This window comes from Opitutus terrae PB90-1, assembly GCF_000019965.1.
Taxonomy (GTDB): Bacteria; Verrucomicrobiota; Verrucomicrobiia; order Opitutales; family Opitutaceae; genus Opitutus; species Opitutus terrae.
Genome location: NC_010571.1, coordinates 1,227,572 through 1,240,742, shown reverse-complemented (window position 1 = coordinate 1,240,742; position 13,171 = coordinate 1,227,572). Strand labels below are relative to the sequence as shown.

Sequence of the window (13,171 nt, the reverse complement as noted above, 5' to 3'; positions counted from 1 at the left end):
TTATCCCGGCCGCCAGTCGTAATATGTCGGTGATCGCATGCACTCCGCCCCAACTCTTTCTCTTTCTCGTAATCTTTCTCTTTCTCAGCTCGGGGAGCGGAACCCCCGAGGGAACGAGAACGATTAGGAGAACGAGAACGATCAGCTCGTCTCGCCGCGAATCTCCAGCAAAGCGGAACTCACCACACCGGACCAAGCTGTCCTCCTCATGCACTCCCTGGTTCCACTGCCACGCTACGGCTGCGAACACCTCGCGCTGACGGTGATCCCGTCCAGCATCGACGCCTCGCGTGCCGTCGCGGCCGAGGTCGCCGCGCTGATCCGCCAGCGGCAGCACGAAAAGCGACCCGTCGTGCTCGGGCTCGCCACCGGCTCCACGCCCGTTGCCTTCTACGCCGAGTTGGTCCGACTCCACCGCGAGGAGCACCTGAGCTTCGCGAACGTGGTCACGTTCAACCTCGACGAATATTATCCGCTGCCGCCGGAGCATCCGCAGAGCTACCGCCGGTTCATGCAGGTGCACCTGTTCGACCACGTGGACATTTCGCCGGCGAACATCCACCTGCCGTCCGGTACCGTGGCGGCCGCGGAAATCGACGCGCATTGCCGCGCGTACGAGGAAGCGATTCGCGCGGCCGGCGGCATCGATTTTCAGATCCTCGGCATCGGCCGGACCGGCCACATCGGTTTCAACGAGCCGGGCAGCTCCCGGCGCTCACGCACGCGGCTCGTCACGCTCGACCCGCTCACGCGCCGCGACGCCTCGGGCGACTTCGGCGACGAGGAGCACACGCCACGCTACGCGTTGAGCATGGGCGTGGCCACGATCCTCGAAGCGCGCCAGGTGGTGCTGATGGCGTGGGGTCAGCACAAAGCCGCGGTCGTGCGCGCCGCGGTCGAGGGCGAAATGACGCCGCAGGTCACCGCCTCGTTTCTCCAGGAACACGACCACGCGCTGTTCGTGCTCGACCAGACGGCCGCCGGGCAGCTCACGCGTTACCGCATGCCGTGGCTCGTCGGCGCGCTCGAAGACCAGGGGCTCGCATGGGACGACCGCATGCAGCGGCGCGCCATCCTCTGGCTCTCGCAACGCCGCCAGAAGGCGCTGCTCAAGCTCACCGACGACGATTACAACGAGGCCGGGCTACAGGATCTGCTGCGCGTCCACGGCTCGGCCTACGAGACGAACCGCGCCGGGTTTTATCAGATGCAGCATACGATCACCGGCTGGCCCGGCGGACGCGACCCACGCCGCACGCGGCCCGGCGACGCGCCGGCGTGGCCGCTGCGTGCCTCGTCCGCCGAGGTGTTTCCCAAACGCGTGCTCGTGCTGTCCCCGCATCCCGACGACGACGTGATCTCGATGGGCGGCACGCTCTGCCGGCTCGTGGAGCAAGGCCACGATGTACATGTGGCCTATCAAGTGTCCGGCTCCGGCGCGGTGTCCGACGAAGCGATGTGGTCGAAGCTGCGGTTCGCCGGCGAGGCGGGCGTGCTGACCGGTGAATCCGCGACGGAAGCGAAACGGTGGTGTCTCGAGTTCGAGCAGACGGGCGCGATGTCGCCGAGTCCGGCGCTGTTGCGGTGGAAGAGCCTGGTTCGCCGGCTCGAAGCCATCGCCGCCGCCCGCGTGTTCGGGTTGCCCGCCGAGCGGCTGCGGTTCCTGGAGCTGCCGTTCTACGAGAGCGACAGCCCGCGCCGGCGCCGGATCGGCGACGCGGATGTCGCGATCATGCACCGGCTGCTGACCGAGCTGCGGCCGCACCTGATCTACGCGGCCGGCGATCTCGACGATCCGCACGGCACGCACCGGCTGTGTCTTCGCGTGCTCCGCGAGGCGCTCGCCCGCTGTACGAGTGAGCCTTGGCTCGGTGCCAGCGAACTGTGGCTTTATCGCGGAGCGTGGGCCGGTTGGGAGCTCGACGAAATCGACCTCGCCGTGCCGCTCAGCCCGCAGGAGGTCCTGCGCCGGCGCCGCGCGATTTTCCGGCACGAGACGCAGAAGGACCAAGCGCTCTTCCTCGGCGACGACCGCCGGGAATTCTGGCAGCGCACCGAGGACCGCAGCCGCCAGCTCGCCGACGCCTACAACGCGCTCGGGCTCGCGGAATACGAAGCCATCGAGGCTTTCAAACGCATGTCACCCGAGGAGTTCTTGAGCCATGTCGAAGTGTGAACTGAATCCCCGGTGGAGCGCGTTGCCCTCAACGCGCTGGCGTGTAGCGGCAGGCCTCCGTGCCTGCCGGGCGAGCGCATTCGGCGGCCGGCACGGAAGCCTGCCGCTATCTCGCGGGCCGGACTCTGATTTGGACAAGCGCGTTGGAGGCCACGCGCTCCACCTCCCCATTATGCTGCTTGCCATGCTCGCTGTTGCCCTGCCCGTGTCGATTTCCGCCGCGCCCGCGCCGCACGACCTCCTGCCGGCGCCAGCCCAGCTTGCGTTCGCCGAAGGCCGGCTGCCGGTCACCGCGGAGTTTTCCGTCAGCTTGCGCGGCCACGATGACGCGCGGCTCCGCGCCGGACTCTCACGCGCGCTCCGTCGCTGGGAGGAGCGGACCGGGTTCACGTTCGCACGCACGCCCCAGGCGGAATTTGTGCTCGCGAGCGACACGAGCCGCGCCGCCCTCGTCGTCGAATGCTCCGCCGCCGGCTCCGCGCTGCCCACGCTCGGCGAGGACGAATCCTACTCGCTCGAAGTCAGCCCGGCGCAGGCGGTGCTGCGCGCGCCCAACGTCGTCGGTGCGCTGCGCGGCTTCGAGACGTTGCTCCAGCTGCTGCAGCGCGACGCGCGGGGCTGGTTCGTGCCGGTCGTGAAGATCCAGGATGCGCCGCGGTTTCCGTGGCGCGGCTTGATGATCGACGTGTGCCGGCACTGGCAACCGATGGAGGTCCTCAAGCGCAACCTCGATGGCATGGCGCTGGTGAAACTCAACGTGCTGCACCTGCACCTGACCGAGGACCAGGGTTTTCGGATCGAGAGCAAAACGCATCCGCGGCTGCACGAGCTCGGCTCCGACGGGTTGTATTTCACGCAGGACCAGATCCGCGAGATCATCGCCTACGCCGCCGCGCGGGGCATTCGCGTCGTACCGGAGTTCGACATGCCCGGCCACGCGACGAGCTGGGCGGTGGCGTATCCGGAACTCGCGAGCGCCCCCGGCCCCTATGTGATCGAGCGCGGCTGGGGCATCTTCGATCCGGTCCTCGATCCGACCAACGAAAAGGTTTACGCGCTGCTCGAAGATTTTCTCGGTGAAATGGCGGCGCTGTTCCCGGACCCGTATCTCCACATCGGCGGCGACGAAAACAACGGCAAGCACTGGAACGCGAACGCCCGGATCCAGGCGTTCATTCGCGAGCACGACTTGAAGGACAACGAGGGACTGCACGCCACCTTCAACCGTCGCGTGCGCGACATCCTCACGAAGCACGGCAAGAAGATGGTGGGTTGGGACGAGATTCTGCACCCGGATCTGCCGCAGGATGCCATCGTGCATTCGTGGCGTGGTCCGACCGGACTCGCCGCGGCCGCGAAGGCCGGCCATGCCGCCATCCTGTCGAACGGCTACTACATCGATCTCTGTTATTCCGCCGCCGATCACTACCGCAACGATCCGTTGCCGGCAGACACCGCCATCCCGCTGGCGGAGCAGTCACGCATCCTCGGCGGCGAAGCGACGATGTGGGCGGAGTGGGTTTCGCCTGAGACGATCGACTCGCGGATCTGGCCACGCACCGCCGCCATCGCGGAGCGGTTGTGGTCGCCGCGCGACGTGAACGACGTCGCTGATATGTACCGCCGGCTTGCGATCGTCAGTCAGCGGCTCGAGGAAACCGGGCTGAATCACGAGCGCAACCGCCCCGCGATGCTGCGCCGGCTCGCCGGCGACGGCGCCAGCGCCGAGGACCTGGAAAACCTGCGGATCTTCGTCGAGGCCGTGGAGCCGGTGAAAGGTTACGAGCGCGGCCGGTATCATGCCGAGCACCGGCAGGCGACGCCGCTCACCCGCGTGGCGGATTGCGCGCGGCCCGAGAGCAACACCGCGCGTGAGTTCACGGTCGCCGTGGACCGACTGCTGGGTGGAGCCCGCCGTCCCGACGGGCATTCCGCTGCCGCTCTGCAAGAGCTCCGTGAGCAACTTCTCGCCTGGCAAGCCGCCGGACTCGAAGTCGCCGATCTGCTGACGCAACGCGCGTTGCTCGGTCGCGACAGCGCGCCCGTCGCGAAGTCGCTGGCCGAGGCCAGCGCCGTCGGACTGGCCGCGCTCGAAGCGATCGCCCGCGGCGACGCGCGCGATCCGGCGTGGCGCACCGAACAATTCACCGTGCTGGAACGCGCCGCCGAACCGCACGACGCCGTCCAGCTGCCCGCGCTCGGAGCCATCCGTCGGCTCGTCACCGCCGCCGCTCCGTAAATACTTGCGGCCGGTAACAGGGCCCGACGGATTTTATCCGCAGTTAACCCCAACTTCATGTCCACCTCGCCTGCACCTGTTGTGATCCCCGACAACCGCAAGAGCGGATACAATCGCTTCCTGCTGCTCGTCGCCGGCCTGGGCGGCCTGCTCTACGGCGTCGATGTCGGCATCATTGCCGGCGCCTTGCCGTATCTTGAGGCCACATCCGGGCTCAATGCCGGCCAGCTCTCGTTCATCGTCGCCGCGGTGCTGCTCGGCAGCGTCATCTCGACGCTGTTCGCCGGATTGCTCGCCGACTGGCTTGGCCGCAAACCGCTGATGATCGCGAGCGGCGTGCTCTTCGTCGCGAGCATCCCGATGATCGCTCTCGCCGACGGCTACGTGCCGCTGGTGCTGGGCCGGCTGCTGCAAGGTGTCAGCGCGGGCCTGATCGGGGTCGTGGTCCCGCTGTATCTCGCGGAGTGTCTGGGCGCCGCTCACCGCGGGAAGGGCACCGCGATTTTCCAATGGTTGCTGACCCTCGGCATCGTCGCCGCCGCGGCCATCGGCATGTACTTCAGCATCCGCGTCGAGGACGTCGCGCGGCTCGGCTCGCCCGCGGAACTGTTCGCCTTCAAGGACCAGGCGTGGCGCAGCATCTTCTGGGTCTCGCTGCCACCCGGCGCGCTCTTCGTGCTCGGCGGTTTTCTGGTGGCGGAGTCTCCGCGCTGGCTGTTCCGCCGCGGCCGCACCGACGCCGCACGCACCGCGCTGCTGCGTTCCCGCTCCGACGAGCAGGCGACGATCGAGCTGCAGGAAATGGCCGCGACGATCGCCGCCGAAAAAGCTCAGGCCGCCACCGCCGGTGCGCGCGTGCGCGAATCACTGCTGCGCCGCAAATACGTCGTGCCCTTCGTGCTCGCCTGCGTGATCCTCGCCTGCAACCAGGCCACCGGCGTCAACTCGATCATCGGTTACAACACGACGATCCTGCTGCAGAGCGGCCTGTCCGACGTGCAGGCCCACTGGGGCTACCTCATCCTCACGCTCGTCAACTTCCTCGTCACGATCGGTGCCGTCGTGCTGGTCGATCGCAAGGGCCGGAAGTTTCTCCTCTCGCTGGGCAGCGCCGGCATTATCGTGTCGCTGGTGTTCGTCGGGCTGATGTTCCGCCAACCGGAGTCGCGGCGCGTCGACGTGCGCGAAGCGGTCCAAGCCACCGTGTCGATCGAACAAACAGCGACAGTGCCGTTCAACACTGCGACGCTGCCAACGCTGCTGGCGACCGCCGGTGAAGCCGGCCGGGCGATCGCACGCGGTCCGGCGACACTGGTGGTGATTTATTCCTACGGCGACTTTCGCACCGCCACCAAGGCCGTGCGCTCCGATGACCCCGCCGCGGCGCCGCTTGAGCTGACCCGCGCCGGTTGCGTGCCGCCCAACAAGGTCGTCGCCTTCTTCTCGAATCCGTTCGCCGATCTCGCCACCGCCCGCACCGCTCCGCTGAAAATCGAGAATGCACTGATCACACCGGTGCCGACGGAGCGTCACGGCTGGCTGACGGCCATCGGCATTTTCACGTTCATGGCGTTCTTCGCCGTCGGCCCGGGCGTGTGCGTCTGGCTCGCGTTATCCGAGCTGATGCCAACGCGGATCCGTTCCAACGGGATGAGCATCGCGCTGCTCATCAACCAGGGGGTGTCCACGACCATCGCGGCCGTATTCCTGCCCACCGTCGGCCGGTACGGCTACTCGACGATCTTTTTCCTCTTCGCCGGTTGCACCGTCGTCTACTTCGTCACCGCCACGTTCCTCTTGCCGGAAACCAAGGGCAAGACGCTCGAGGAAATCGAAGCTCACTTCAGTCGCCGCGGAAAAAAGGCCTGATGGCAACCTCGTCGCCCCTGTTGAACGTCGCACTTTTGCTGCGCTCTGCGCGCAGTGAACCTCACCCGCCCCAGCCGGCCTGCGCGGCCACGCATCCGCTCGGCTGACGCAGCCCCTCCTTCACGATGTCCACCCCAACCCCGTCTTCCCCTCCCCGGCTCGTGTCGGTCGATGCGCTCCGTGGGTTCGACATGTTCTGGATCCTCGGCGCGGATGCCTTGGTGCTCGCGCTCGGCGCGATGAGTCTGTCGCCCACGCTGCGCGCGCTCGCCGGGCAACTCGAACACAAGGACTGGGCCGGCTTCGCGTTCTACGACCTGATCTTCCCGTTGTTCGTGTTCATCGTCGGCGTGTCGACGGTGTTCTCGCTCACATCGCTGGTCGCCCGCGAGGGCCGCGCCGCGGCGGTGAAGCGGATCCTCCGCCGCACGCTGCTGCTGCTCGCATTCGGAATTTTCTACAACGGCGGGCTCGCTCACCAATGGCCGGACGTGCGGCTCGTCGGCGTGCTGCAGCGGATCGCGCTCGCCTACGCCGCCGCCGGATTGCTCTTCGTCTTCTTCAAGCCACGCGTGCTGGCGGCGGTCACCGCACTGCTGCTCGTCGGCTATTGGGCGCTGCTCACGTTCATCCCGATTCGCGACGTGCAGCTCGACCGCGCCGCCCTCGTCTCGCACCTGCCTGACGCTCCGCGCGACGCGCAGGGTTTTCCGGCAGAAGCGCAGGTGCGGCAGCTGTTCGATCAGACCACGGCCCGCGTGACCGGTCGATTCGAGCCCGGGCTCAACCTGACGAATCACCTCGACTACGTTTACCTGCCTGGCGCGCGCTACGATCACTACTACGATCCGGAAGGATTGCTGAGCACGCTGCCGGCGATCGCCACGTGCCTGCTGGGAATTTTCGCGGGACTGCTGTTGCGGCGAACCGATATCGGTGGCCACGACAAAGTCGTCACACTCGCGCTCGCCGGGGTCGCTGCGCTCGCCGCGGGATGGCTGTGGGGAATTCAGTTTCCCATCATCAAGAAGCTCTGGACCTCCTCGTACGTGCTGGTTGCAGGCGGCTGGAGCCTCCTGCTGCTCGCGGCGTTTTACTACGTGATCGATGTCCGGCAATGGCGCCGCTGGTGTCAGCCGTTCGTCTGGATCGGCATGAATCCGATCACGCTGTACCTACTCTCCACGATCGTCGGTTTCCGCGAAGCCGCGGCCCGGCTCGTCGGCGGCGACATCAGTGAATGGCTCGACTCGAATATCGCGCCCGGACTCGGCGGCATCGTGGTCACACTCGTCAGTCTCGGACTGGTGTTCGTGCTCGCTGGGTTCATGCATCAGCGGAAGATTTTCCTGCGCGTGTGACGCCGGTTCTGCCGCGGCCCCCCACGTGCGGCAGATGCAGGGCGGGGTCAGAAGACTCCGCCCTACAAAAAGAAAAAGCCCGCCGGGGACGGCGGGCTCCACCTGACGTGCTCGTTGTTTACTTCGCCGGCTCGGTGCCGGGCGGCGTGGGCGCCGCAGCGGGCGCCTCGCCCGCAGTCGGCGCGGTTTCCGGTGTCGCGGGCGTCATCGCGTCGGATTCGGGCAGGATGATGAGCGTGCCGAAACTTGGCCGCGGCGGGACACGCCATTTCAGATCGGCCATATGGTCCGCGGTCTCGAACGCCACCGCGAGATTCCAGCGGCTGGCGACCGGCTGCCCGTCTTTTTGCGCCGGTTGAAATTCCCATTTCTGCACGACCTCGCGCGCCGCCGCTTCGAACTCCGGATGCGACGCGCGCAGCGTGTTCAGTTGCGCGAGCCGGCCCTGCTCGTCGACGCGCAGCTCGAAGATCACGCCGCCTACGACCCCCTGCTCCAGCAGCGAGCGCGGATACAGCGGCATCGTGAACTTCCCCTTGCCCATCGGCTTTGGCGCCAGGTTGGCCTCGGGCCCTTCATCGCCCTCGATGGGAAAGAAGAACGGCAGCCGCGCCGTGTATTTGATCGGCTTCCCGTCCTTTTGCCGGGCCGGCAGGTCGGTCTTCAGCGCCATCGCCAGCGCCATCTTGCTCAAGATGTCGCCGACGGATTTGTCGTCGGTGTCAACCAGCCGGACACTCTCGGTCTCGCCTTTATCGTTCACCTTGACCTCGACCATCACGGTATAGCCATGCTTCGCCGCGGCCGCCGGCGGAGTGCCGGCCGGTTCCGCGGCCGCAGTCCAAACGGCGCTGGCCGTCAGCAGCGGGATGAGAAGGGAGTAGCGCGGGAAAATCTTCATACGCGCGCTGACGTTGCGCAGCGGCACCGGCGATGACGATGAAAAACACGCGCCGCAGAATGTACCCGATTAGGGTGACATCCGACGAATGCCCGCACCCTCGTATTCCGCTGCCTGGGTTGGTTGGCCGCGTCGGACGCCACGCCCGATCTCTCTCTTGCCGAATACGTGCGGGGGCGGCTTAGCCTCGTCTCTGCGCAAAAACGCCGCGCTGGCGAAAGGGGGCCAGCGCGGCGTTTTGGTGTTTACCTGGGGGTCCTGGCGTCTGGGTCCGGCGCACTACTTTTGCGCATAGGTGACGCTATCCCGAAGTTGTTTGATCCGATCATGCGCCTCCTTCACCCCGGCGGCCTGCCGTTGGATGAGGGCGCGCGTCGTCAGGTCGAGTTCGGCCTCGGTGAGCGCCGTGCGGTAGTTTTGCACGGCGGCGTCTTCGCCGCGTTCGCATTCCGCCAGCACGGCATGAGGCTCGTTGGAGGAGAGAGCGGATTTCAAATTGATCCAGCCGCGGTGCAGCGAGCCGGCGATCGAACTATGCTTTTCGGGATCGCCGCCGACTGCGCGCACGCTCTGCTGCAGCTCGGCGATATATTGATGGCGCTGGGTGGCGTAGTCCGAGAACACGCGCGCGAGTTCGGGATCCTTGGCCTCGTGGGCGGCCCGGGCGTAACCTTGCGCGCCGTCCTTGCACGTCTCGATGAGATTGTTGAGCACGCTGATATTTTTTTCGTTCGCGAATTTCATGGGGAGACCGGTTGAGAGTTCGGGTGTAGGCCGGGCCGATGCCTTTGCCTAATCCATGCCACGCTTCCGCGCCGAAACTAAGTGGTTCATCGTAACAGCTTAGTCGGTTTGGCCTCGTCGCTCCGACCGTGCGCGATGCATGCGGACTGCACCGCACCCGCGCACGTTGCACGGAAACACGATCGGGGCGGGTGGCACGGGCGTCCCGCCCGTGGAGCGCGCCGCGCCGCAGTCGTAGCCACATAAGCACTCGCTTCACGGGCAAGATGCCCGTGCCACGCCAAACCCCGCAATTGACCCCTGCGAAACCACTCGCCATCTCTGACCACCTTATGTCCGAGAAACCTGCCTCCGCCGAAACCACCATGGACAACCTCGTCGCGCTCGCGAAGCGCCGCGGGTTCGTGTTTCAGTCGTCCGAGATCTACGGCGGACTCAACGGTTTCTTCGACTACGGCCCGCTCGGCGTCGAGTTGAAGAAGAACATCCGCGACTGCTGGTGGAACGACATGGTCCGCCGCCGCGATGACGTCGTCGGCCTCGAGTCGTCGATCATCATGCACCCGAAGGTCTGGGAGGCCTCGGGTCACGTCGCCGGCTTCACCGATCCGCTCATCGACTGCAAGGTGAGCAAGCAGCGCTTTCGCGCCGATCAGCTCTTCTTCGCGCCGGTCGTGGTGGACGACAAAACCGTCGGCTACGTTTCCGCCCTCGAGAGCGAGAACACCACGGGCGAACTCCAGGCGGCCGCCGAGAACTTCAAGCGCAAGAAGGCGATCCAAGGCCAGCTCGCGCCCGTCGTCGCCAAGGACATGACCGAAGCGAAGCCCGAAGAGATCGCACTGATCCCCTCGCCCGCCACCGGCGAACCGGGCAGCCTGACGCCGCCGCGTGCGTTCAACATGATGTTCGAGACCTACGTAGGCCCGATGCGCGATTCCTCGGCGGTCGCTTACCTGCGGCCCGAGACGGCGCAGGGCATGTTCGTCGATTTCAAGAACGTCGTCGACACCGGTCGCGTGAAGCTGCCGTTCGGCATCGCGCAAATCGGCAAGTCCTTCCGCAACGAAATCACGCCGCGCAACTTCATCTTCCGTTCGCGCGAGTTCGAGCAGATGGAGATGGAATACTTCATCCACGAGGACGCCGACTGGGCCAAGTGCCACCAGGAGTGGATCGACTGGTGCAGGAATTGGCTGATCTCGATCGGGCTGCCCGAGTCGCACCTGTCGTTCTTCTCGCATCCGAAGGAAAAGCTCGCGTTCTACTCGAAAGGCACGGTGGACATCATGTTCAAGTATCCTTTCGGCGTGCAGGAGCTCTGGGGCATCGCCGCCCGCGGCAACTACGACCTCAACCAGCACGCGCAGGCGTCCGGCAAGTCACAGGAATATTTCGACGAGCCGTCGAAGAAGCGCTTCGTGCCGCACGTGATCGAGCCCGCCGTCGGCGTTGACCGCATCTTCCTCGCCGTGCTTTGCGCGGCCTACACCGAAGACGAGGCTCCGGACGAGAAGGGCAAGATGGAGAAGCGCATCGTCCTAAAGCTTTCGCCGCGCATCGCGCCGGTGAAGGTGGCCGTGCTGCCGCTGCTCAAGAACAAGGAGCAGCTCACGCAGCGCGCCAAGGCCCTCTACGCGAAACTGAAGCGGAAGTACGCGGCGTTCTACGACGACGGCGGCGCGATCGGCCGGCGCTATCGCCGGCAGGACGAGATCGGCACGCCGTGGTGCGTCACGATCGACTTCGACACGATCGAGAAGCCCGGTGACACGTTCACGCTCCGCGAACGCGACAGCATGAAGCAAAGCCGGATCACCGAAGCCGAGCTCTTCGCCTTGCTGGACGAAAAGGTGTACTGACGAGTCGAGAGCTAAGAGCCCAGAGCTGAGAGCCTGTTCGCCTGGGGAGCGCGGGCGTCTCGCCCGCTCCCATTCGGTGGAGCCTGCCGTCCCGGCATGCTTGAAACCGAGCCGCAACCAACTCAGCCCGCCGGGATGGCGGGCTCCACCTTACAAGCCATTTCGAACTCCGGATCTATTTCTAATTCCGGACTTCGTGCTTCGAATTTACTTCGGCGGCGCATGCACCGCGGCGGCGTTTTCCTGACGTAACGATTCGACGACGTCCCTGAACTTCTCCCGGTTTCTCGCCGAGGCCTCCATCAACGCCTCGTGCGCCGACAGGATCAGGTCGGAGCACGCCTGCTTGGATTCAGCGGGCGTGATCGCCATCGCGACCTGCGGCTGCGGACACGGGTCGTGACTGATTTTAAACAAGTGCAGCACGCCCATCTCGTGGAGCTGGCCCAGCACCCGCGGATTCGGTTGGTGCAGCATGAGATCGGCGCTTTGCTGCAGGAGCAGTCCGAGCATCGTCGAATCCAGCGCCTCACAGCCATCGAGATCGATGCACACCGGTGGCTCGGCCCGGGCCTTCGCCGCTTGGAGCATTTCCCGCAACGCGGGCGCCAGTTGCCAGGTGGTCAAACCGCGGAACTGCACGATGCAGGTTCGCCCGCGGAAACCGGCGTGGATCTGGCCCCGCGCGCCGCCGGACACCCGCCGCAACTTCTCGGGCATCACGATCTTTACCGAGTCCGGAATGATCTCGTCCGGCCGGCGCACCGTCGGCTCGACCGCTGCGGCGGTGCGCGCGACCACCAGGAACGTGATGTCATCCGTTGAAGCCGCGCCCTCGAGGTGTTCCAGAAACCGTCGCTCCACCTCGGCGCCGATCGTGCGCGCCGGCTGCGCGTGTTGCCGCGCCATGATCTCACGCAGCTGGTCGGCGGACAACTCGCGGCCCTGCGGGCTCCGCATTTCCGAAAGCCCGTCCGAATAAAACAGCAGCGCGTCGCCCGGCCCGAGCAGCAGTCGCTTGGCCCGGTAGTCGGTCACGGCCGGTGTGCCGAGCACGGTTCCGCCGACTTCGACATCCCCGGCCGCGCCTCCGCGCGCCACCAGAATCGGCGGCGGATGACCGGCGGCGGCCACGTTCACCTCCCCCGAACCCGGATCGATCACGGCGTAGATCATCGAAACATAGATCGGCGGATCGAAATGCTCCGCGATCAGCGCCTCGTTCATGGTGCGCAACACGCGAGCCGGTTCTCCAAACAGCGCGTCCTGTCCCGTCGAGCGATGGCCCGCGCGCATCAACTCACGAAACGTCACCGTGATCATCGCCGCGCTCACGCCGTGACCGGCGACGTCGACCAGGTAAAGCGCCATCCGGCCATCCGCCAGCGCCAGCGTACCAAAGAAATCGCCGCCCAACTGGTCGCACGGTGCGTAGTAGCCGAAGAAATCGAAGTTCGCCACGCGCGGAAATCCCGCCGGCAAAAACGTGCGTTGCACGCGCTGCGCCTTCTGCAGGTCCGACTCCAGCACCGCCTCCTGCTGGTGCAGCTGGGCAAACGCCTCGTGCAGCCGCAGCAGGCTGTATTCGAGCTTGGTGTTTTGTTCGCGCAGGTTCTCCAGCAGCGCGTTGCGCTCGCGGACCAGCCGGCCGCTCTCCGCCGCCCGGTCGATCACCATCGTCAACGCCGCGAGATCCGGGATGGGTTTGTCGATGAAATCGAACACCCCGATCTTCAACGCCTCGATGATGTCCCCGCGCGTACCAAGCCCGGACATCAGGATGCAAACGGCGTCCGGCTGCCGCTCCTTCACGCGGCGGATCAACTCGAGGCCGTTCATCTCCGGCATCGCGATGTCCGAGATGACCAGGTCGTAGCGTTGAGCCTCGACCAGCCGCAGCGCCTCCGCTCCGCCGGGCGCCACGTCGCAACGGTCGCCGCGCCGGCGAAAAAAGCGCAGCAGCACATGCAGGATCAGCTCCTCGTCATCCACCACCAGCACCGTGAGTTTCGCCATGGA

The 13,171-nt window shown here is 66.0% G+C and carries 8 protein-coding genes; 5 read left to right on the top strand and 3 right to left on the bottom strand.

Annotated elements, in window-relative coordinates; all coding sequences use genetic code 11:
• Positions 1 to 208: 208 nt before the first annotated feature.
• The 4 genes from nagB (at position 209) to OTER_RS26095 (ending at position 7,645) form a co-directional block, all read left to right on the top strand.
• The gene (gene nagB, locus OTER_RS05070; protein WP_012373832.1) at positions 209 to 2,176 is read left to right on the top strand and encodes a glucosamine-6-phosphate deaminase; all 1,968 of its coding nucleotides are present in this window, start codon (positions 209 to 211) and stop codon (positions 2,174 to 2,176) included.
• Between the two features lie 184 nt (positions 2,177 to 2,360).
• Positions 2,361 to 4,415 carry a family 20 glycosylhydrolase gene (locus OTER_RS05065; RefSeq protein WP_158305359.1) on the top strand — a complete coding sequence of 685 codons (2,055 nt, stop codon included), beginning with the start codon at positions 2,361 to 2,363 and terminating at the stop codon, positions 4,413 to 4,415.
• 57 nt (positions 4,416 to 4,472) lie between these two features.
• Positions 4,473 to 6,284, top strand: a complete 1,812-nt coding sequence (locus tag OTER_RS05060) for an MFS transporter (RefSeq protein ID WP_012373830.1) — start codon at positions 4,473 to 4,475, stop codon at positions 6,282 to 6,284.
• A 125-nt stretch (positions 6,285 to 6,409) separates the two neighbouring features.
• Complete coding sequence (locus tag OTER_RS26095) at positions 6,410 to 7,645, top strand: acyltransferase family protein (RefSeq protein ID WP_012373829.1); 1,236 nt, start codon at positions 6,410 to 6,412, stop codon at positions 7,643 to 7,645.
• 118 nt (positions 7,646 to 7,763) lie between these two features.
• Here the strand turns inward: OTER_RS26095 and OTER_RS23725 are convergent, their stop codons facing one another.
• On the bottom strand, positions 7,764 to 8,546 hold the full coding sequence (locus OTER_RS23725; protein WP_012373828.1) for an energy transducer TonB: 783 nt from the start codon (positions 8,544 to 8,546) through the stop codon (positions 7,764 to 7,766).
• Positions 8,547 to 8,825: 279 nt separating this feature from the next.
• Complete coding sequence (locus tag OTER_RS05045) at positions 8,826 to 9,290, bottom strand: PA2169 family four-helix-bundle protein (RefSeq protein WP_012373827.1); 465 nt, start codon at positions 9,288 to 9,290, stop codon at positions 8,826 to 8,828.
• A gap of 332 nt (positions 9,291 to 9,622) precedes the next feature.
• Between OTER_RS05045 and OTER_RS05040 the strand changes: the two genes are divergently transcribed.
• Positions 9,623 to 11,152: a glycine--tRNA ligase gene (locus OTER_RS05040; RefSeq protein WP_012373826.1), complete on the top strand. Its 1,530-nt coding sequence runs from the start codon at positions 9,623 to 9,625 to the stop codon at positions 11,150 to 11,152.
• A 207-nt stretch (positions 11,153 to 11,359) separates the two neighbouring features.
• Here the strand turns inward: OTER_RS05040 and OTER_RS05035 are convergent, their stop codons facing one another.
• Positions 11,360 to 13,168 carry a SpoIIE family protein phosphatase gene (locus OTER_RS05035; RefSeq protein ID WP_012373825.1) on the bottom strand — a complete coding sequence of 603 codons (1,809 nt, stop codon included), beginning with the start codon at positions 13,166 to 13,168 and terminating at the stop codon, positions 11,360 to 11,362.
• Positions 13,169 to 13,171 lie beyond the last annotated feature (3 nt).